Origin of the sequence: Micromonospora sp. NPDC048930 (assembly GCF_043197935.1) — a bacterium.
In the GTDB taxonomy this organism is placed as follows: Bacteria; Actinomycetota; Actinomycetes; order Mycobacteriales; family Micromonosporaceae; genus Micromonospora.
Genome location: NZ_JBICUB010000005.1, coordinates 24,778 through 45,501, shown reverse-complemented (window position 1 = coordinate 45,501; position 20,724 = coordinate 24,778). Strand labels below are relative to the sequence as shown.

18 protein-coding genes are annotated in these 20,724 nt (G+C 72.6%); 6 read left to right on the top strand and 12 right to left on the bottom strand.

What is annotated here, in order from left to right:
* The gene (locus tag ACGFI9_RS14910; RefSeq protein ID WP_393178521.1) at positions 1 to 1,470 is read left to right on the top strand and encodes a diguanylate cyclase domain-containing protein; all 1,470 of its coding nucleotides are present in this window, start codon (positions 1 to 3) and stop codon (positions 1,468 to 1,470) included.
* 111 nt (positions 1,471 to 1,581) lie between these two features.
* Here ACGFI9_RS14910 and ACGFI9_RS14905 read toward each other — a convergent pair whose 3' ends face one another.
* Both ACGFI9_RS14905 and ACGFI9_RS14900 read right to left on the bottom strand, forming a co-directional pair.
* Complete coding sequence (locus ACGFI9_RS14905; protein WP_393178520.1) at positions 1,582 to 2,640, bottom strand: aspartate-semialdehyde dehydrogenase; 1,059 nt, start codon at positions 2,638 to 2,640, stop codon at positions 1,582 to 1,584.
* Positions 2,641 to 2,645: 5 nt separating this feature from the next.
* Complete coding sequence (locus ACGFI9_RS14900; RefSeq protein ID WP_393178519.1) at positions 2,646 to 3,911, bottom strand: aspartate kinase; 1,266 nt, start codon at positions 3,909 to 3,911, stop codon at positions 2,646 to 2,648.
* A 248-nt stretch (positions 3,912 to 4,159) separates the two neighbouring features.
* On the opposite strand from ACGFI9_RS14900, the gene ACGFI9_RS14895 reads away from it, so the two are divergent.
* The 3 genes from ACGFI9_RS14895 to leuA all read left to right on the top strand — a co-directional run bounded on the left by ACGFI9_RS14895 (position 4,160) and on the right by leuA (position 7,702).
* Complete coding sequence (locus ACGFI9_RS14895; protein ID WP_393178518.1) at positions 4,160 to 4,942, top strand: hypothetical protein; 783 nt, start codon at positions 4,160 to 4,162, stop codon at positions 4,940 to 4,942.
* Between the two features lie 85 nt (positions 4,943 to 5,027).
* A complete protein-coding gene (locus ACGFI9_RS14890; protein ID WP_393178517.1) occupies positions 5,028 to 5,567 on the top strand; it encodes a nitroreductase family protein in 540 nt (179 codons plus the stop codon).
* A 383-nt stretch (positions 5,568 to 5,950) separates the two neighbouring features.
* The gene (leuA, locus tag ACGFI9_RS14885; RefSeq protein WP_393178516.1) at positions 5,951 to 7,702 is read left to right on the top strand and encodes a 2-isopropylmalate synthase; all 1,752 of its coding nucleotides are present in this window, start codon (positions 5,951 to 5,953) and stop codon (positions 7,700 to 7,702) included.
* 42 nt (positions 7,703 to 7,744) lie between these two features.
* Here leuA and ACGFI9_RS14880 read toward each other — a convergent pair whose 3' ends face one another.
* Together ACGFI9_RS14880 and ACGFI9_RS14875 are read right to left on the bottom strand one after the other, a co-directional pair.
* On the bottom strand, positions 7,745 to 7,960 hold the full coding sequence (locus ACGFI9_RS14880; RefSeq protein WP_393178515.1) for a DUF1737 domain-containing protein: 216 nt from the start codon (positions 7,958 to 7,960) through the stop codon (positions 7,745 to 7,747).
* Between the two features lie 25 nt (positions 7,961 to 7,985).
* A complete protein-coding gene (locus ACGFI9_RS14875; RefSeq protein ID WP_393178514.1) occupies positions 7,986 to 9,467 on the bottom strand; it encodes an MFS transporter in 1,482 nt (493 codons plus the stop codon).
* 109 nt (positions 9,468 to 9,576) lie between these two features.
* Here ACGFI9_RS14875 and ACGFI9_RS14870 point away from each other — a divergent pair, with 109 nt between their 5' ends.
* Together ACGFI9_RS14870 and ACGFI9_RS14865 are read left to right on the top strand one after the other, a co-directional pair.
* Positions 9,577 to 10,221, top strand: a complete 645-nt coding sequence (locus ACGFI9_RS14870; protein WP_393178513.1) for an HNH endonuclease family protein — start codon at positions 9,577 to 9,579, stop codon at positions 10,219 to 10,221.
* A 49-nt stretch (positions 10,222 to 10,270) separates the two neighbouring features.
* Positions 10,271 to 10,747 carry a hypothetical protein gene (locus tag ACGFI9_RS14865; RefSeq protein WP_393178512.1) on the top strand — a complete coding sequence of 159 codons (477 nt, stop codon included), beginning with the start codon at positions 10,271 to 10,273 and terminating at the stop codon, positions 10,745 to 10,747.
* Positions 10,748 to 10,800: 53 nt separating this feature from the next.
* Here ACGFI9_RS14865 and ACGFI9_RS14860 read toward each other — a convergent pair whose 3' ends face one another.
* The 8 genes from ACGFI9_RS14860 to ACGFI9_RS14825 form a co-directional block, all read right to left on the bottom strand.
* Entirely contained in the window at positions 10,801 to 11,901 is a 1,101-nt protein-coding gene (locus tag ACGFI9_RS14860; protein ID WP_393178511.1) for an ABC transporter ATP-binding protein, read from the bottom strand.
* Positions 11,898 to 12,884 carry an ABC transporter ATP-binding protein gene (locus ACGFI9_RS14855; RefSeq protein ID WP_393178510.1) on the bottom strand — a complete coding sequence of 329 codons (987 nt, stop codon included), beginning with the start codon at positions 12,882 to 12,884 and terminating at the stop codon, positions 11,898 to 11,900. Before ACGFI9_RS14855 ends, ACGFI9_RS14860 begins: the two co-directional genes overlap by 4 nt.
* Positions 12,885 to 12,939: 55 nt before the next feature.
* On the bottom strand, positions 12,940 to 13,980 hold the full coding sequence (locus ACGFI9_RS14850; RefSeq protein ID WP_393178509.1) for an ABC transporter permease: 1,041 nt from the start codon (positions 13,978 to 13,980) through the stop codon (positions 12,940 to 12,942).
* Positions 13,977 to 14,984, bottom strand: coding sequence for an ABC transporter permease (locus tag ACGFI9_RS14845; protein WP_393178508.1), 1,008 nt, complete (start codon positions 14,982 to 14,984; stop codon positions 13,977 to 13,979). The genes ACGFI9_RS14850 and ACGFI9_RS14845 overlap by 4 nt, the downstream gene beginning before the upstream one ends.
* A 102-nt stretch (positions 14,985 to 15,086) precedes the next feature.
* Complete coding sequence (locus ACGFI9_RS14840; protein WP_393178507.1) at positions 15,087 to 16,757, bottom strand: ABC transporter substrate-binding protein; 1,671 nt, start codon at positions 16,755 to 16,757, stop codon at positions 15,087 to 15,089.
* Positions 16,758 to 17,082: 325 nt separating this feature from the next.
* A complete protein-coding gene (gene recR / locus ACGFI9_RS14835) occupies positions 17,083 to 17,676 on the bottom strand; it encodes a recombination mediator RecR (RefSeq protein WP_151462313.1) in 594 nt (197 codons plus the stop codon).
* An 8-nt stretch (positions 17,677 to 17,684) separates the two neighbouring features.
* Complete coding sequence (locus ACGFI9_RS14830; RefSeq protein ID WP_030502117.1) at positions 17,685 to 17,993, bottom strand: YbaB/EbfC family nucleoid-associated protein; 309 nt, start codon at positions 17,991 to 17,993, stop codon at positions 17,685 to 17,687.
* Between the two features lie 109 nt (positions 17,994 to 18,102).
* Entirely contained in the window at positions 18,103 to 20,691 is a 2,589-nt protein-coding gene (locus ACGFI9_RS14825) for a DNA polymerase III subunit gamma and tau (RefSeq protein ID WP_393178506.1), read from the bottom strand.
* Positions 20,692 to 20,724: the final 33 nt, after the last annotated feature.

The following is a 20,724-nucleotide window of genomic DNA, read 5'->3' as shown; positions in this document are numbered from 1 at the left end:
GTGGATCACGAGCGAGTCGTCCGAGACGTCACGGTCCGCCTGCCGATGGCGTCGACCGCGCTGGAGGCGTGCCAGTGGACGGTCGCCGCGCTCGCCCGGTACACCCCCGCGACCATCTCGGTCCTGCTCCAGGTCCACGACCGGCTCCGCTGCGTCGCGGCCACCGGCGCCTGGCAGGTCTTCTCGACGGTCCCGCCGAAGACCGGCATCGTGGGCCGGGTGTACGCCTCGGCCGCGCCGGCCAGCGTCCCCGACGTCACCGCCGACCCCGACTACCTTCCGGTCCGCCCCGACGTGACCGCCGAGCTCTGCGTGCCGGTGCTGGACCCGGCGGGCCGGCCGCTGGGCGTGCTCGACCTGCAGTGGAGCGACCCGGTCGAGCTGGAGCGGTGGGAGGAGACCGCGGCCCGGGTGGCCGGCCGGCTGGGCGCCCGGATCGTGGCGCTCGGCGGCCCGCCGGCGGAGAGCCGCAGCGAGAAGCTGCTCCGGCACGCCGCCGCGATGACCGCCGCCCCGACCGACTGGGACCTGATGGCCGCCGCGATCACCGCGGCCCGGGATGTCTCGGGGCTCTCCGCCGCCGTGCTGCTCCTCGCCGGCGGCCATGATTCGGCCTCCGGGCCGCTCGGCGAGGCTCCGGTGGCCGACCGGCGCGAGCCTCGGCTGGGCGCGCCGACCGGCACCCCGGGCGAGCTGGAGTCGCGGGTCCGGGCCGAGCTGACCGAGGCCGGGCCCGCCGCGCTCGGCCGCATGATCGCCCGGGCGCACCGGAACGGCTCGGCGTACACGCTGGGCGAGGCGGGGCATCCGCCGACCGACGACTACCTGCCGCTCGCCCGGGCCGGGGCGCGCACCCTGGTGGCGGTGCCCGTCGGGCCGCCGGACAGCGGTGGCCTGCTGCTGATCGCCGACGAGCGGCTGCTGCGTCCCGACTCGACCACGGTCAACCTGATGGAGCTGCTGGCCGGACAGGCCTGGACCTGCCTCGACCGGCTGCGTACGCTCGCCCGCCTGCGCGAGCAGGCCAGCTCCGACCCGCTCACCGGGCTGCGCCACACCGGCCCGTTCGGCCAGCGGATCGCCAGCGCCACCCCGGGGCGTACCGCCCTGCTGGCGATCGACGTGGACGGCTTCAAGAACGTCAACGACACGTACGGCCACCAGGCCGGCGACCAGCTGCTGGTGGGGCTGGCCCGGGCGCTGGAGGGCGCGCTGCGGCAGGGCGACGAGCTGTACCGGACCGGCGGCGACGAGTTCGTCGCGGTGATCGAGGTGAACCGCCCGGAGGAGGCGGTACGGATCGCGGAGCGGCTGACCGAGGCGGCCCGGCGCACCGGCCGCACCATCAGCGTCGGGGTCGCCCTCCCCCGCCCCGGCGAGTCTGCCGAACGCACCCTGGGCCGCGCCGACCAGGCCCTCTACGCGGTCAAGCGCCAGGGCCGCGACGGCGTCCGCCTGGCCGCCGCCTGACCCCGCCCGCGCCCGCGCCCGCGCCCGCGCGATCTTGCACTTCTGGTTGGGCCTTCGCCCGTTCTGCCCGGCTCCGCCCCCACCACAACTGCAAGATCGCCGGGATGGGGGTCAGGAGGTGAGTTCCTTGGCGAGGAGTTCGGCGATCTGGGCGGTGTTGAGGGCAGCCCCCTTGCGGAGGTTGTCGCCCGTGACGAAGAGGTCGAGGGCGCGCGGGTCGTCGACCGCGCGGCGGATCCGGCCGACCCAGGAGGGGTCGGTGCCCACCGCGTCGATGGGCATCGGGAACTCACCGGCCGCCGGGTCGTCGACCAGGATCACTCCGGGCGCGTTGCGCAGCGCCTCGCGGGCGCCCTCGGCGTCCACCTCGGTGGCGAAGACCGCGTGCACCGCGACCGAGTGACCGGTCACCACCGGCACCCGTACGCAGGTGGCGGAGACCTTGAGGTCGGGCAGCCCGAGGATCTTGCGCGACTCGTTGCGCATCTTCAGCTCCTCGGACGACCAGCCACCGTCGCCGAGCGAGCCCGCCCAGGGCACCACGTTGAGCGCCAGCGGAGCCGGGAACGGGCCCAGCTCGTCACCGACCGCCTGCCGCACGTCGCCGGGACGGGAGCCGAGCACCCGGTCCCCGGCGATCTTGCCGAGCTGGGCGTGCAGCGCGTCCGCGCCGGCCTGCCCCGCCCCGGACGCCGCCTGGTACGACGCCAGCACCAGCTCGCGGAGGCCGTACTCGCGGTGCAGCGGGGCGATCGCCACGATCATCGCCAGGGTGGTGCAGTTGGCGTTGGCGATGATCCCCTTGGGCCGGTTGCGCACCTGCTCGGGGTTGATCTCCGGGACGACCAGCGGGACGTCCCGGTCCATCCGGAACGCGCCGGAGTTGTCCACCACCACCGCGCCCCGGGACACGGCGACCGGCGCCCACGCCACGGAGACCTCGTCCGGCACGTCGAACATCGCCACGTCGACACCGTCGAACGCCTCGGGGGTGAGGGCCTGGACGGTCAGGTCCTCGCCCCGGCACTGCACCTGCCGCCCGGCCGAGCGTTCGGAGGCGAGCAGCCGGATCTCTCCCCAGACGTTGCGCCGGGAGGAGAGGAGCTGGCACATCACCGTGCCGACGGCACCGGTCGCTCCGACCACGGCGAGGGTGGGCAGCGACGACATCCCGGCTACCGCCCGGTGCCCGCGTAGACCACGGCCTCGGTGTCGCCGCCCAGGTCGAAGGCGTCGTGGATGGCCCGGACCGCCTTGTCCAGGTCGGTGTCCCGGCAGACCACCGAGACCCGGATCTCGGAGGTGGAGATCATCTCGATGTTGACCCCGGCCGCGCCGAGGGCTGCGAAGAAGCCGGCCGCGACGCCCGGGTGCGACCGCATGCCGGCGCCGATCAGGGACACCTTGCCCACGTGGTCGTCGTAGAGGAGGCCCTTGAACTTGACCGCATCCTGGATCTTGCTGAGCGCGGCCATGCCGGTCGCGCCGTCGGTCTTGGGCAGCGTGAACGAGATGTCGGTGCGCCCGGTGCCCTCGGTGGACACGTTCTGCACGATCATGTCGATGTTGATCTCGGCACCAGCGACGGTATCGAAGATCTTCGCGGCGGCGCCCGGCTCGTCGGGCACGCCGACAATCGTGATCTTCGCTTCGCTGCGGTCGTGGGCGACCCCGGTGATCAGTGCCTGTTCCACGGGAAGGTCCTCCATCGATCCGGTGACCATGGTGCCGGTGTTGGTCGAGTATGACGAACGGACGTGGATCGGCAACCCCGCGCGCCGGGCGTACTCGACGCTGCGCAGGTGCAGCACCTTGGCGCCGCAGGCGGCCAGCTCCAGCATCTCCTCGTAGGTGATGTTCTTGATGTGCCGGGCGTTCGGCACGATCCGCGGGTCGGCGCTGAAGACGCCGTCCACGTCGGTGTAGATCTCGCAGACGTCCGCGTCGAGCGCGGCGGCGAGCGCCACGGCGGTGGTGTCCGACCCGCCGCGACCCAGGGTCGTGACGTCCTTGGTGTCCTGCGAGACGCCCTGGAAGCCGGCCACGATGACCACCGCGCCCTCGTCCAGCGCGCCCTTGAGGCGGCCCGGGGTGACGTCGATGATGCGCGCCCTGCCGTGCACCGAGGTGGTGATCACGCCGGCCTGCGAGCCGGTGAACGAGCGGGCCTCGTACCCCAGGTTGTGGATGGCCATGGCGAGCAGCGCCATGGAGATCCGCTCGCCCGCGGTGAGCAGCATGTCCAGCTCGCGGCCGGGCGGCAGCGGACTGACCTGGTTGGCCAGGTCGAGCAGCTCGTCGGTGGTGTCCCCCATCGCGGAGACCACCACGACCACGTCGTCGCCGGCCTTGCGGGCGGCCACGATCCGCTCGGCCACCCGCTTGATCCGCTCGGCGTTGGCGACGGAGGACCCGCCGTACTTCTGCACCACGAGTGCCACGACGGTGCACTCCCTCCCAGCGACGACCCTGAGCGTGCCGACGCCGCCGGGTTCCGGTCCGGCGGCGCGTGTCAGACCTCCCAAGGGTATCGGGCGGCGCGCGGCACCGGGTCGGGTGATCCCACCATCCGGCCCAGCGTGGGGCGGCTCACCAGCGGCGGAGCGGCCGGCCACGGCCGCACGACACGCCGCAACGACAGCCGTACGGCGGGCTCCCCGGACCCGTGCGGGCACCGCAGAATGTCCCGGTGCACGCTCACCTTCGCGCGGGCCGGCGCCTGACCGGCACCCTGGCGATCACCCTGTCGGCGCTGCTGACCGCCTGCACCGCCGACCCGCCCACGCCGGCCCCGACCAGCAGCGCCGACCCGGCCCCGGCGGAGGCGGACGCCGCCCGGGACGAGCTGGCCGCGCTGGCCGCCGCCGCCCAGGACCGGCACCTGACCGCCGCGTACACCTTCGCCACGGCGGACGGCCCGGACCGGACGATCACGGTGACCAGCGCGAACGACGGCACCTGGCGGGTGGACGTGCCCGGTTGGGGCCGGGGCGGGACGGTGGACGTCTCGCTCGCCGCCACCGCCGACGGGCTGTTCCAGTGCGCGCTCCCCTCGACCGGGCACGCCGAGCCGGCGAGCTGCGTACGCCTCGGCGAGCAGGACGACAGCGTGCCCCGGCGGCTGGATCCCCGGGTGCAGCACCCGTTCACCGACTGGCTGGAGGTGCTCACCGACCGACGGGCCGCGCTGTCCGTCTCGCCCGCCGAGCCGCCGGCCGGGGCGACCGGTCAGTGCTACGCGGTGGAGTCCACCTCGGCCTCGCTGAACGCCCCGCTGGACGTGGGCATCTACTGCTACCGGCCGGACGGCACCCCGACGGCGGTGCGGGCCGCCTTCGGCACCCTGAGGCTGGCCGGCGAGCCGGGACCGGCCCCGGCCACCGTGCAACTGGCCGGTCCGGTCACCGACGGCGAACCGGTCCGGCAGGAGGCGCCGACGCCGGACGACAGCCCGAGCGCGGGAACGCCGTGACCCTCTTGTCCGTTACGGGTGCTCTTAACCACATCTGACCGACCCGGTGAAGCGAGCGAAAGACCCATCGGGGACGCTGCATCCCATGGCCGATCTCACGCCGCTGCTCGCGTTCCGCTGGAGTCCGCGCGCCTTCGACCCCGACGCCGAACTCACCGGGGACGAGGCGAGCTCCCTGCTGGAGGCCGCCCGCTGGGCGCCCTCGGCCGGGAACGCGCAGCCGTGGCGGTTCGCCCTCGGCCACCGGCAGGACGAGACCTGGAAGCGGATCCTGGTCAGCCTCCCGGAGCACGACCAGCGCTGGACCCGGCACGCCTCCGCCCTGGTCGTCGGCGCGCACACCGGCATCTCCCCGGTCGACACCGAGCGGTCCGCGTACGACCTGGGCCAGGCCATCGCCCACCTCACCGTGCAGGCCACCGCGCTCGGCCTGCACATACGCCAGCTCAGCCACTTCGACCGGGCCGGCCTCGCCACCGAACTGGACCTGGCGGCCGGGATCCGGCCGCTGGTGGTGGCCGCCGTCGGCCGCCTCGGCGACCCCGCCGCCCTCCCACCCGACCTGCACGCCCGGGAGACCGCCCTCCGCCGCCGGCACCCCCTCGCCGCCCTCCTCCTCCCCTGATCGCCCTCGAAGGTCGCGCTCGATCCAGGAAGTAGTGGTGTCAGCGGCGGGCGGAGGCCACTCGGTCCAGGATCGATTGCGATCCTGCGGGACGAGGGCGCGACGCGGAGCGGCCCCGGCACCCGGGAGGGTGACGCCGGTCCCATACTTCGGACCTGCCTTCCCACGCCCGGTCCCGCCACGTAGGGTGACCTTGTCATGTGGCGGGCGTTCCTTCTCCTTGGCTGCCGCGACGAGGCCTGATTGGCCGGCACCTCGTCGCGGAGTTGAACCGCGCCGTCCAGCACATCCGAACTTCCTCTCGGCACCCGGCACCGTCGCCGGGCATCTGCGCCGACACCTTCCGATCTGCTGACGCCACATGTTCCAGGGAGCACTCCGAGATGGCTCAACCTGTCACCGACGCTGAGACCGATCCGATCGCCCGGCAGCGCCCCAGCCGGATGCCGTTCCACCGTTACCTGCCCTACGAGCAGCAGTTCCGCATCGACCTGCCGGACCGCGCCTGGCCGACCCGCCGGGTCGAGACCGCCCCCCGCTGGTGCGCGGTGGACCTGCGCGACGGCAACCAGGCCCTGATCGATCCGATGTCCCCGGAACGCAAGCGCCGCATGTTCCAGCTGCTCGTGCAGATGGGCTACAAGGAGATCGAGGTCGGTTTCCCCTCGGCCAGCCAGACCGACTACGACTTCGTCCGGCAGCTGATCGAACAGGACCTGATCCCCGAAGACGTCACCATCCAGGTGCTCACCCAGTGCCGGGAGCACCTGATCGACCGGACCTTCCAGTCGCTGCGCGGCGCCCGCCGGGCGATCGTGCACTTCTACAACTCCACCTCCACGCTGCAGCGGCGGGTGGTGTTCGGCCTGGACCGCGACGGCATCACCGACATCGCCACCACCGGCGCCCGGCTGTGCCAGAAGTACGCCGAAATCCACACCCCCGACACCGACATCCACTACGAGTACTCCCCGGAGTCCTACACCGGCACCGAACTGGAGTACGCCCTCGACGTGTGCGCCAAGGTCATCGACGTGGTCGACCCCACCCCGGACCGGAAGCTGATCGTCAACCTGCCGGCCACCGTCGAGATGGCCATGCCCAACGTCTACGCCGACTCCATCGAATGGATGCACCGGCACCTGCCCCGCCGCGACAGCCTGGTGCTGAGCCTGCACCCGCACAACGACCGCGGCACCGGCGTGGCCGCCGCCGAGCTGGGCCTACTGGCCGGCGCCGACCGGATCGAGGGCTGCCTGTTCGGCAACGGCGAACGCACCGGCAACGTCGACCTGGTCACCCTGGGCCTGAACCTGTTCTCCCAGGGCATCGACCCCATGATCGACTTCTCCAACATCGACGAGGTCAAGCGCGCCGTCGAATACTGCAACCAGCTGCCGGTGCACGAGCGCCACCCGTACGCGGGCGACCTGGTCTACACCGCCTTCTCCGGCTCGCACCAGGACGCGATCAAGAAGGGCTTCGACGCCCTGCACGCCGAGGCGGCGGCGGCCGGGGTGCCGATCGACGAGTTCACCTGGGCGGTGCCCTACCTGCCGATCGACCCGAAGGACCTGGGCCGCACCTACGAGGCGGTCATCCGGGTCAACTCGCAGTCCGGCAAGGGCGGCGTCGCGTACATCATGAAGTCCGAGCACCAGCTCGACCTGCCGCGCCGGCTCCAGATCGAGTTCTCCGGCGTGGTCCAGCAGGTCACCGACCACGACGGCGGCGAGGTCGAGCCGGGCACCATGTGGGAGATCTTCGCCCGCAACTATCTGGTCGACCACCAGGTCGACCCGGCGGTCACCCTGGCCGGTTACGCCATCGGGACCGTCGACGGCAAGGTCGAGATCGAGGCCCGGGTGGGCTACCGCGGCGAGGTCCACCCGCTCACCGCGGTCGGCAACGGCCCGATCGACGCGTACGTCAACGCGCTGCAGTCCCTGGGCGTGGCGGTACGGGTGCTCGACTACCACGAGCACGCGCTCTCCTCGGGCGGGGACGCGCAGGCCGCCGCGTACGTGGAGTGCGAGGTGGACGGCCGGACGGTGTGGGGCGTCGGGGTGGACGCCAACATCGTCACCGCCTCGATCAAGGCGGTCACCAGCGCGGTCAACCGCGCCCGGAGCTGACCGACGGGGCCGGGTCCCGCCTGGCGGGGCCCGGCCACCCCATCACACCGGGACGACCCCGGCCGACCCGCCATCATCGAGGACCACGGCCTGGGCGACGATCACCCGCTGCCCGTCGAAAGTCGCTGCCGGGGAGCCGTACAGCCGGTAGCCGTCGGCCAGCGCCTCGCTGACCCGGCGGCAGAAGTCGGCGTCGTCCGGCCCGGTGAGCAACCGGTACCGCAGCCGGTCCGGCGTCCCGCTGTCCTGATCACCCATGGCCCGAAGCTAACAGCACCGCCCGTCACCGCTTGTCCGGCGGGGTCGAGGCGGGCAGCGACGGGCAGGGCTGCGCCCCGGGCGCCTTGCGCTGCGGGCGGTGGATCAGCAGTCCGGCCAGTACGGCCCCGGCCAGCAGCAGCCCGGCGCACCAGAGCATCGCCCCGCGGAACGCGCCGGTGAGCGCGGACTTCTGCTCGTACCCGGTGCCGGAGAGGCCGACCAGCAGCGGCAGCGCAGCCACCGCGAGCAGGCCCCCGGCGCGGGAGGCGGCATTGTTGAAGCCGCTGGCCACCCCGGCGAACCGGTCCGCCACCGCCGCCAGCACCGAGGCGGTCAGCGGCGCCACCACCAGGGTCAGGCCCGCGCCGAACAGGACCACCCCGGGCAGCACGTCGGTCCAGTACGACGCGCCCGGGCCGACCCGGCGCAGCAGCAGCAGGCCGGCCGCGGCGACCGCCGGGCCGACGGTGAGCGGCAGCCGGGGGCCGATCCGGGCCGAGAGCGCCCCGGCCCGGGCCGAGCCGACCAGCAGCAGCAGCGTCATCGGCACGGTGGCCAGGCCGGTGAGCAGCGCCGACCAGCCCACCACGTTCTGCAGGTAGACGGCGAGGAAGAAGGTGAACCCGCCGAGCGCCGCGTAGACCACCACGGTGAAGACGTTCAGCACCGAGAAGAGCCGGCTGGTGAAGAGCCCGGTGGGGAGCATGGCGGTGTCCCCGCGCCGCCGCTCGACCAGCACGAAGACCACCACGGCGAGCACCCCGACCAGCAACGCCACCAGCACCGTCGGGGAGCTGACGCCGCGCGCCGGGGCGTCGATCAGGGCGTACGTGATCCCGCCCAGGCCCAGCGCGCCGAGCACCGCCCCGGCCACGTCGAACCGCCGCCCCGCCCCGGTACGCGAGGCGTTGACATCCCGGCTCTCCGGCACCCAGCGCAGCGCGGCGAGCACCACCGCCACGGCCAGCGGCAGGTTGATGAAGAAGATCCACCGCCAGGAGAGGGTGTCGATCAGCCAGCCGCCGAGCAGCGGGCCGAGCGCGGTGGAGACCCCGGAGAGTCCGGACCAGGTGCCGATCGCCTTGCCCCGGTCGTCGGGGTGGAAGCTGGCCTGCAGCACGGAGAGCGAGCCGGGGGTGAGCAGCGCTCCGCCGGCGCCCTGGAGGAACCGCGCCGCGATCAACCAACCCGTGCCCTGGGACAGCCCGCAGAGCACGGACGCCACCGCGAACCAGGCCACCCCGAGCAGGAAGATCCGCCGCCGGCCGAACCGGTCGCCGAGCGCGCCGCCGAGCAGCACGAACGCGGCGAGCATGAGCAGGTAGCCGTTCACCGTCCACTGGAGATCGGCCACGCTCGCCCCGAGTTCCGCGCCGAGCCGGGGCAGCGCCACGTTGACCACCGTGCTGTCCAGGAAGACCATGCCGGAGGCGAGGATCGCGGCGAGCAGGGTGCCTCGGCCGGCGGCGGTGCCGGTACGGAGTGCGGGCGCGGGTGCGGTCATGGGAGTCAACTCTGCCCTGGCTCCACTCCCGACGCCACGAATCACGGCAAACCGCCGCCGGGTACTGTGCGGACTCGCCCGGAGCCCGCAAGCTTAAGAGGTGTCGTCTGTGCGTACGAGATCAGGAGCCCGTGCCGGGTCGGCGGCCGCGCTCACCGCGGCGCTCGCCCTCGGCGCGGCCGGTTGCGTGCCGGTGGTCGACGACCCGGACGCCTCGCCGAGTGCGGCCGGGAACGTCAACCAGCAACTCGGCGAGCTGACCGTCGCGGCCGCCGGGTCGATGAAGGGCTACAGCCGGACCCGCTTCCCGCACTGGCGGGACACCGGCAAGAACTGCGACGTGCGGGACAGCGTGCTGCAGCGGGACGGGGAGAGCATCAAGCTCTCCGGCTGCAACGTGGTCGGCGGCCGCTGGGAGAGCCCGTACGACGGGCTGGTGCTGACCGATCCCGCCGACGTGGACATCGACCACGTGGTGCCGCTGGCCAACGCCTGGCGCTCGGGCGCCGACGAGTGGGACGACTCGAAGCGCGGCGACTTCGCCAACGACCTGACCCGACCCCAGCTGGTGGCGGTTTCCCTCCGCTCCAACCGGGCAAAGGGTGACCAGGATCCGTCCCAGTGGAAGCCGGCGAACAAGTCCTACTGGTGCCAGTACGCCGCGGACTGGGTGACGGTCAAGCACTACTGGCGGCTGACGGTGACCAGTGCCGAGAAGGCCGCCCTGACCGACATGTTGGAGGGTTGCCCATGAACGCGCGCCACCAGGCGAATCATCGGTGCAGGCGGAGCGAGGGGGCCGCATGAGCGAGCAGGCCGTGACCGGAGCCGGCGGTGGGCCGGCCCCGGAGCAGACCCCGGACGCGGCGGGCGGGGACGCGGCGGCGGCCACCGGCGGTGCCGCCGCGACCGGACCGACCTCGGCCGGGATGACGGCGGACGGCACGTCCCCGGCCCCCGCCGACGTCTCGGGGGCGGGCATGTCCGCCGACGCCGTCCCGGGCACTCCCGGCGGAGGCGCGCCGACCGGGCCGCAGCAGCGGACCACCGACATCACGGCCGGTCCGGGCGGGGTGATGACCGACGAGGCCGGTGTGGTGACCGGCGAGCTGACCCTGCGCACCGAGTGGACCGACGGCCAGGTCACCCTGCGCGTGCAGTACAAGGACGCCGACGAGTGGTATGTGGTGACCGGCGGCAGGGCGGCGCTGGCCGACCCGTCCGGGCTCGACGCCGTGCACACCGTCGCGGTCGGCCTGCTCAACCGCCCGGAGGGCTGAGACGCGACGAGGCCCCCTTCCCCGACTCCGGGAAAGGGGGCCTCGTGCCGTGCTCACGGGGTCGGGATCAGCTCACCCGGGTCGCCCGGGGCCGCGCCGTCGTCCGGCCGGACCAGCTCGGGCTCCACCTCGTGCGGCCGGATCCGGCCCGCCGCGATGTCCTCGGCGTAGTGGCAGGCCACCCGGTGGCCGTCGAGCACCTCGCGCAGCGCCGGCCGCTCGTCGGCACAGCGGGTCGGCTGGGCCCACGGGCAGCGGGTGTGGAACCGGCAGCCGGCCGGCGGGTTCGTCGGCGAGGGCAGGTCGCCGGCGAGCAGGATCCGCTCGCGGCGGTCCTCCACCTGCGGGTCCGGCACCGGCACCGCCGACATCAGCGCCTTCGTGTACGGGTGCATCGGCTCCCGGTAGAGGTCGTCGCTGGTCGCCTCCTCCACCAGGCCGCCCAGGTACATCACCCCGACCGTGTCGGCGATGTGCCGGACCACCGCCAGGTCGTGCGCGATGATCAGGTACGTCAGGCCGAGCTCGTTCTGGATGTCCTCCAGCAGGTTCAGCACCTGGGCCTGGATGGACACGTCCAGCGCGGAGACCGGCTCGTCGGCGACGATGAGGTCCGGGTCGAGCACCAGGGCCCGGGCGATGCCGATCCGCTGCCGCTGGCCGCCGGAGAACTCGTGCGGGTACTTGCTCAGCGCCGAGGCGGGCAGGCCGACCGCCGCGAGGGTGTCCCGGAGCTTCTTGGCCGTGGCCGCCTTGTCGCCGGCCAGGCCGTGCGCCTTGAGCCCTTCGACCAGCAGCGACTCCACCGACTGCCGGGGGTCGAGGCTGGACAGCGGGTCCTGGAAGATCATCTGCATCCGGCGGCGGGCCTTGCGCATCGACTCGCCCTTGAGCGAGCGCACGTCGGTGCCGTCGAAGACGATCTCGCCGTCGGTCGGCTCGACCAGCCGCAGCAGGCCCCGGCCGAGGGTCGACTTGCCACAGCCCGACTCGCCCACCAGCCCGTACGTCTCGCCCTTGTTGATCGACAGCGAGACGCCGTCGACGGCGTAGACGTAGCCGACCGTACGGTCGATGAGCACACCGCTCTTGATCGGGAAGTGGACCTTGACGTCGCGCAGTTCGACCAGTGGTCCGGTCCGCTCCTCGGTCACGGGACCGCCACCTCCTCGGTTACGGGGTTGTTGCAGCGCAGGTCGCCGCCGGTCGCGGTGGGTTCGAGCGGAGGCGCGCCCTCCAGGCAGGCGTCCACCACGTTGTCGCAGCGGGGCGCGAACGCGCACCCCTCGGCCCACGGGATGTTGTCGGCCACCGAGCCGCGGATGGCGTGCAGCCGCTCGCCGCGCGGCGAGTCCAGCCGCGGCACCGAGTTGAGCAGCCCGTGGGTGTACGGGTGCCGCGGCCGGGCGAACAGCTCGTGCCGGGCGGCCCGCTCGACCACCTTGCCGCCGTAGAGCACGTTGACCGTGTCACAGAGGCCGGCCACCACGCCCAGGTCGTGCGTGATCATGATCAGCGCGGTGCCGGTCTCGTCGACGAGCTGCTTGAGCAGGGTGAGGATCTGCGCCTGGATGGTCACGTCCAGCGCGGTGGTCGGCTCGTCCGCGATCAGCAGCCGCGGCTTGCAGGCCAGCGCGATGGCGATCAGGGCGCGCTGCCGCATGCCGCCGGAGATCTGGTGCGGGTACTCCTTCAGCCGCCGGTTCGGGTCCGGGATGCCGACCGCGTCGAGCAGCTCCCGGGCCTCCTTCAGCGCCGCCTTCCGGTCCATGCCCCGGTGCCGTTCCAGCACCTCGGCCACCTGGGTCCCGATCGGGACGACCGGGTTCAGCGAGGAGAGCGGGTCCTGGAAGATCATGCCGATGTCCCGGCCGCGCCGGTCCCGCATGTCGTCCGGGCGCAGCGCGAGCAGGTCGGCGCCGTCGAACATCACCTGGCCGGTGACCTTGTTGCCCCGCCGGGGCAGCAGGCCCATGATCGCCAGGCTGGTCACGCTCTTGCCGCAGCCGGACTCGCCGACCAGGCCGACGGTCTGTCCCGGCTCCACGCTGAAGCTGACCTTGTCGACCGCGGTGAACGGCCGCTCACCGCGGCGCTGGAACACCACGCTCAGGTCGCGTACGTCGAGCAGGCTCATCGGGTCACTTCCTCTCGCCGGCGGGTGCCGGCCGTGCTGGTCCAGCCCATCGCCGTCACCGCCGGTTCTTCGGGTCGATCGCCTCGCGCATGCCCTCACCCAGCAGGGTGAAGCCGAGCGCGACCACGATGATCGCGATGGCCGGGTAGTAGGCCAACTCCGGCCGGACGTCGAAGTAGCGCTGACCGTCCACCCCGAGCATCAGGCCCCACTCGGCCCGGTTGATGTCCGGGTCGCCGAGACCGAGGAAGGAGAGCGAGGCGGCCTCCAGGATCGCGGTGGAGAGGGTCAGCGTGGCCTGCACGATCACCGCGGTCATCGCGTTGGGCAGCATGTGCCGCAGCACGATGCTGCGCTGCTTCACGCCGAGCGCCCGCGCGGCCAGCACGTGGTCGCTCTCCCGTTGGGCCAGCATCGACCCGCGCAGCAGCCGGGCGAAGATCGGCACGTTGACGATGGCCACCGCGAAGATGACCGTCCACTGGCTCGACCGGCTGGCCATGGCGACCAGGCTGATCGCCAGCAGCAGGGCCGGCAGGGCCAGCATCACGTCGGTGAGGCGCATCAGGACGTTGTCCACCCAGCCGCCGAAGGCCCCGGACAGCGCGCCGATCAGCACGCCGAGACCCAGCCCGATCAGGGTGGCGACCACGCCGACGAAGAGGGTCTGTCGGCTGCCGTAGATCATCCGGGAGAGGAAGTCCCGGCCGAGCGGGTCCGACCCGAGGGGGAAGTCGCTGCTGGACCCGGGGATGTTGTCGACGGTCAGGTTCTTCGTCAGCTCGTCGAAGCGCTGCGCCGGGTCGTGCGGCGCGAGCAGCGGGGCGAAGATCGCCACCAGGATGAAGAGGCCGACGATGACCGCGCCGACGATGGCCACCGGGTTGCGCCGCAGCCGGCGGAAGGCGTCCCGGAGCAGGCTCACGCCGCCCTTGTCGACGCCGGCCTGCGCCAGCGCGTCGAGCCGGGCGCGCTTCCGCTCGCCGAGCCGGGCGAACGCGCTCGTCGTCACGCCCTCGGGCTTCTCCTCGACGGCGGACGGGTCGACGCCGTCGCGCTGGGCGCCCACGGTGGGGCGGGTGATCGGATCACTCATCGCACACGCACCCTCGGGTCGATGAAGGCGTAGGAGAGGTCGACCAGGAGGTTGACCACCACGAAGACCAGCGCGGCCAGCAGGATCAGCGCCTGGAGCACCGGGTAGTCACGGCCGCCGCTGATCGAGTCGGTGATCAGCGTGCCCAGGCCGCCCCAGTTGTAGACCTTCTCGGTGAGGACCGCGCCGGAGAGCAGCGCGCCGGTCTGCAGGCCGATGGTGGTGACCACCGGCAGCAGGGCGTTGCGCAGGATGTGCCGGCCCCGGATGGTCTTGTGCCGCAGGCCCTTCGCCTCGGCGGTGCGGACGTAGTCCTCGTTGAGCACGTCGAGCACGCTGGCCCGGGTGATCCGCACGATCACCGCGAGGGGAATGGTGGCCAGGGTGAACGCCGGCAGGATCAGGTGCCAGAGCGCGTCGGCGGTGGCGTCGAACTCCCGGGTGAGCAGTCCGTCGAGGACGAAGAAGCCGGTCACGTCGGTGTTGTCCACCCCGGTGCTGATCCGCCCGGAGGGCGGGAACCAGTGGATGTTCTGGGTGAAGACGTCCTTGAGCAGGTAGCCCAGGAAGAAGATGGGGATCGAGATGCCGAGCAGGGTGCCGGCGATGCTGAGGTTGTCCAGCAGCCGGCCCCGGTACCGGGCGGCGATGTAGCCGAGCGGCACGCCGAGCCCGACCGCGATGATCATGGCGGCCACGGCCAGCTCGATGGTGGCCGGGAAGGCGCGGCCGATCACCTCGGTGACCGCGTCGCCGGTCCGGATGGAGTTGCCGAAGTCGCCGGAGAGCACCCGCTGCATGAACTTGCCGTACTGCACCAGGATCGGCTGGTCGTAGCCGAGCGCCTTGATCAGTAGGGCGCGCCGCTCCGGGGTCGCGCGCTCACCGAGCAGGGCCTCGATCGGGCCACCGGGCAGGTTCCGCAACCAGATGAAGATGAGCGCCGACAGCGCTATCAGGGTCACCACCAGCTGCAGCAGGCGGCGCACTATGACTCGCAACATCTCTCACACACCAGATTCTCGGTAACAGCGGGTCGGCCCGGGCCGGGAGAGAGCCCGGCCCGGGCCGATTCCGCGTACGGCGTCAGCGGGTCAGCGACGTCCTCAGCCGACGCTGACGGTGTTGAACCGCTCGTCGGTCAGGGGGCTGGCGACCAGACCCTTGACGTCCTTGGTGACCACGATGGCCGGCGGGGCGTGCCAGATCGGCACGGCCGGCAGCCACTTCGCGGCGATGTCCCGGTTGACCTGCTCCCAGGCGGCCTTCTTGCCGGCCTCGTCGACCGTGCCGTCGGCCTTGGTGATGGCGTCGAACATGTCGGTCATCGCGGCGTCACCGAACTCGACCTTGGCGCGGCCGAAGAAGGTGCCGACGAAGTTGCCCGGGTCGTTGTAGTCACCGGTCCAGCCGAGGATGTGCAGGTCCTGCTTGCCGAACTGCTGCACGTCGTCCTTGTAGCCACCGTTCCACGGGCGGGCCACACCGTTGACCTTGATGCCGACGGCCTGGAGGTCGTTGGCGAGGACGGTGAAGATCTCCTGCGGGTTCGGCATGTACGGCCGGGAGACGTCGGTCGGGTAGTAGAAGTTCAGGGTCAGGTTGGTGACCCCGGCCTCCTTGAGCAGCTGCTTGGCCTTCTCCGGGTTGTACTCGTACTTCTGCACGTCCTGGGCGTAGCCGAGCACGGTGTCCGGCATGAACTCGTCGGCGACCTTGGTGCCACCCGGGCCCTTGGTCTGGACGAGCTGCTGACGGTTGAGGGCGTAGGCGATCGCCTGGCGCACCCGCAGGTCCTTCAGCTTCGGGTTCTTCTGGTTGAAGCCCATGTAGAGGATGTTGAACGCCGGGCGGTCGAGGACCTGGAAGCCGTCCGCGGCGAGCGCCTTGCGGTCGGCCGGGGCCGGGAAGTCGATGCCCTGGACGGTGCCGGCCTTCAGCTCCTGCTTGCGGGTGTTCTCGTCCTTGATGATCTTGATGACGAGCTTGTCGACCTTGGCCTTCTCGCCCCAGTAGTCGGGGTTCCGCTCCAGGGTGATCTCACCCTTGGCCTTGTCCCAACCGGCGAACTTGAACGGGCCGGTGCCGACCGGGTGCTCGTTGGCGAACGCGCTGTACTCGAAGGAGTCGCCGTTCTGCTTGACCGTGTCGGCGTCGTACTGCTTCAGCGCGGTCGGGCTGGCGATGGAGAGCGCGGTCAGCGCGAAGGCACCCGGGAAGGCGCCCTTGTACTGGTTCATCGTGACGACGGCGGTGGCGTCGTCCTTCGCCTCGCACTTGTTGTAGACCGGCTTGCCCATGTCCGGAGCGTCGTTCTTGGCGAAGCCGCCGAAGACGTCCGAGTAGTAGATCATCTGCGACTGGGCGGCCGCGCCCTTCATGTTGTACCAGCGGTCGAAGTTGAAGCAGACCGCGGCGGCGTTGAAGTCGGTGCCGTCGTGGAACTTCACGCCCTTGCGGAGGTGGAAGGTCCAGACCTTGCCGTCGGCGTCGTGCTCCCAGCTCTCCGCCAGCGCACCCTGCAGGTCGGCCGTGCCCGGCTTGTTCTGCACGAGGGTGTCGTACATCTGGCGGATCGGCCGGAAGGACTCACCGTCATCGTTGAAGATCGGGTCGAAGTTCTTCGGGTCACCCGCACCCGCGAAGACGAAGGTGCCGCCGGTCTTGGCCCCACCGCTGTCCTCGTCGCGCTCGCTCTTGGCGCAGCCGGACGCCCCGACCGCCAGAGCGGCAGCGGCCGCGAGGGCCACGGCCGCTTTAAGCCTGCTCGCCTGCATCTCTCACCTCTGTCATGCGCATGTCCCGGCCGAGCTGTGACTCGACCCGTGTGCGGGAGGCTATGACACGACACACAGAAGCGGAACGCCCGTTAGTCAATCGCTATCAAGCCGACACCAAGCCGTCGGGTCTGACAGTGTCAGATCTTCCGACAAACAGGGCTGTCACAGACGTGCGCAGATGGTGGGAAGCGGCATAACACCGCGAATCAGGCGGGCAGCAGCGCGCTCCCCGAGCACGTGGCGAATGGCACCCGTCCCACATTCCGGGAGAAAGACGCTGGCCGGCATCCACCAGGGGTGCCGGCCAGCGGGTCGGTGGCGGTCAGACCGCCCGGCGGCCCTCGAACGCGCGGCCCAGGGTGATCTCGTCGGCGTACTCGAGGTCGCCGCCGACCGGCAGGCCGCTCGCCAGCCGGGTCACCGCGATCCCCATCGGCTTGACCATCAGGGCCAGGTACGTCGCCGTCGCCTCGCCCTCGGTGTTCGGGTCGGTGGCGAGGATCAGCTCGCGGACCGCGCCCCCGCCCAGCCGGGTCATCAGCTCGCGGATCCGCAGGTTGTCCGGGCCGATCCCCTCCAGCGGGTTGATCGCGCCGCCCAGCACGTGGTAGCGACCGCGGAACTCGCCGGTCCGCTCGATCGCCACCACGTCCTTCGGTTCCTCGACGACGCAGAGCACCTCGTCGGTACGCCGGGGGTCACGGCAGATCCGGCACTGCTCCGACTCGGCCACGTTGTAGCAGGTGGTGCAGAAGCGGACCAGCTCCTTCACCTTGCGCAGCGCGCCGGCCAGCCGGTTCACGTCGGCGGGATCCGCCGACAGGACGTGGAAGGCGATCCGCTGGGCGCTCTTCGGGCCCACGCCCGGGAGCCGGCCCAGCTCGTCGATCAGGTCCTGGATGGCACCCTCGTACATCTGCCGGCTCAGAACCCGGGCAGGCCGAGGCCGCCCATCCCGCCCGCGACCGGGCCCATCTTCTTCTCGGTCAGCTCCCGGGCCGCCTCGGCGGCGTTGTGCACGGCCGCGACGACCAGGTCCTCCAGGGTCTCCACGTCCTCCGGGTCGACCGCCTTCGGGTCGATCTTGATCGCCTTCAGCTCACCGGTGCCGGCGACGGTGGCGGTGACCAGGCCACCGCCCGCGGTGCCGGTCAGCTCCGCCTCGGCCAGCTCGGCCTGGGCCTTGGCGATCTGCTGCTGCATCTTCTGCGCCTGCTTCAGCATCTGCTGCATGTTCGGCTGTCCACCTGGGCGCACGGATGGCTCCTTCTCGCACTCGTCTGATCGGCCGCGCCCAGCCTAGTCGGGCGGCGGCCCCCGTCCTCGCCGACCGACGCACGCCTCAGCGCGCGTCGACCTCGTCGATCTTCTCGGCCCCGAACGCCTCGCGGAGCAACTGCACCGCCTGCTCCTCGCTGGACTGCCGGGCGGTCCGCTCGTCGATCACGTCGTCCAGCGGCTCGTCGCCGGGATCGAAGCCCTCGTAGGCCGGGGTAGCCGGCGCCGTCGGACGCCCGCCCGGGCGGATCGGCCCGTCGAAGTCCGGGTCGTAGGGCGGCTCGCCGGCCCAGTCCGCGTCCGCGGTCGGCCGGGCCGCCTGCGCCGCACGGGGGCCCTTGCCCGGTCCGCCGTTGGCGGCGGCCGCCGCGGCCGCCCGGGCCGCCGCGATCGCGCTGCTCTTCGGCGCGCCGTTGACCGCCGCCGCCGGTTGCGGCGGGGCGGCCGGCGGTCCGGCCGGCTTCGGTACGGCGGGAGCCGTGACCGCCGGCGCGCCGGCCGCGTTCGTGGTCGCCGCGCCACCGGGACGCGCCGCCTCCGGCCAGTCGTCCCCGTCCGAGGCGGTCGATTCGACGGCCGGCGGCTCGCCACTCCCGGCACCGCCCGGCTTCGCCGCTTCCGGCCAGTCCTCCTCGTCGTCGGCGCCGGCCGGGTCGCCCCCGGAACCGGCCCCCGGGCCGGCCGGTCGCCGCGCCGGGCCACCGGACCGCTCGGCGGCCCGGGCGGCCCCACCGGAACCGCCCCTGCCCTCGGCGCCGGCCGGGCCGACGGACGACGTGTCCGGGCCGGCCGCCGGTCGGGGCGCGGACGGGCGGGCCGGCCCGCCCAGCGAGACGGCGCCCCGCTCCCCGGCCACCTCGCACCGGATCTGCCAGCGACCGCCCAGTTCCTCGTAGAGCGCATCGGTGAGCACCGCCGCGTGGTCGGCCATCATCTTCGCCAGCACCGTCGACTTCACGGTCAGCACCAGCGTGTCGCCGTCCAGGTCGCGGACCACCGCGTCGCGCATCAGCGCCGCGATCCGCTTGTTGCTCCGGTTGACCTTGCCGACCACCTCGGGCCAGACCCGGCGTACGGCGACCGCGTCGAGCGCGCCGGGCGGGGTGGAGCCGGGCCGGGGCGGCTCGGGGGTGGCCGGGTCCGGCATCACCGCCGAGGACGGCACCGGACGCCGGGCGGGTGCGCCGGACGCCGGCCCGGCCACCGGGGGTGGGCCGCCGGCAGCCTGGTCGGCCGCGGCCGGGCCGGGCTGGGCTGGGCCGGGCGCGGACTGGTCGGCCGGGCGGGCCGAGGCGGAACGGGCACCGGCCGCCGCGGCAGCGGCGCGGGCGGCGGCCGCCCCGGACGGGACAGCGGCAGCCGCCGGCGGGCCGGCGGTCCCCGGGTGGGACGCGGCGGCAGCCGCGGTCGGGGCGGGAGACGCCGGGCGTACCTCCGGGGCGGGGGCGACCGGCGCGGAGCCGGCGGCGGCCGGCGGCAGTTCGCCGCCCCCCAGGGTGAGCCGGCGTTCCATCCGCTCCAGGCGCTGGAGCAGGCCGCCGGTCGTGTCGTCCGCGCCGGGCAGCAGCATCCGGGCGCAGATCAGCTCCAGCAGCAGCCGGGGCGCGGTGGTGCCACGCATCTCGACCAGGCCGTTGTGCACGATGTCGGCGCAGCGGGACAGGGTGGCCGGGCCGAGCCGCTGCGCCTGGGCGGCCATCCGCTCGATCTGGTCGTCCGGGCCGTCGATCAGACCCTTGGCGGCGGCGTCCGGCACCTGCTGCATGACGATCAGGTCGCGCAGCCGCTCCAGCAGGTCCGAGGCGAACCGGCGCGGGTCATGCCCGGCCTCGGCAACCCGGTCCACGGTCGCGTACGCGGCCGCGCCGTCCCCGGCGGCGAGCGCGTCACACATCTCGTCGATCAGCGCGGAGTCGGTGACCCCGAGCAGCGCGGCGGCCCGGGCGTAGCTGACCCCCTCCGGGCCGGCGCCCGCGATCAACTGGTCGAGCACGGAGAGGCTGTCCCGGGCGCTGCCCCCGCCGGCGCGCACCACCAGCGGGAAGACCGCCGGCTCGACCTTGACCCCTTCGGCCTCGGTCAGCTGCTCCAGGTACGGCCGGAGCACCTTCGGCGGGATCAGCCGGAACGGGTAGTGGTGGGTCCGCGACTTGATCGTGCCGAGGACCTTCTCCGGCTCGGTGGTGGCGAAGATGAACTTGACGTACTCCGGGGGCTCCTCGACCAGCTTGAGCAGGGCGTTGAAGCCGGCCGACGAGACCATGTGCGCCTCGTCGATGACGTAGATCTTGAAGCGGCTGCGGGCCGGGGCGAAAAATGCCTTCTCGCGCAGCTCACGGGCGTCGTCGACGCCGCCGTGGCTGGCCGCGTCGATCTCGATGACGTCGATCGAGCCGGCGCCGTCGGTGGCCAGCGAGCGGCACGACTCACACTGGCCGCACGGCTCCGGGGTGGGGCCCTGCTCACAGTTGAGCGAGCGGGCCAGGATCCGGGCGCTGGAGGTCTTGCCGCAGCCGCGCGGGCCGGAGAAGAGGTACGCGTGGTTCAGCCGCCCGCTGCGCAGCGCCTGCGACAGCGGCTCGGTGACGTGCTCCTGGCCGATGACCTCGGCGAACGTACGGGGCCGGTACTTGCGGTAAAGGGCCAGTGCCACCCGTCCCGCCTCCTCTCGACCGAGCCATTCTGC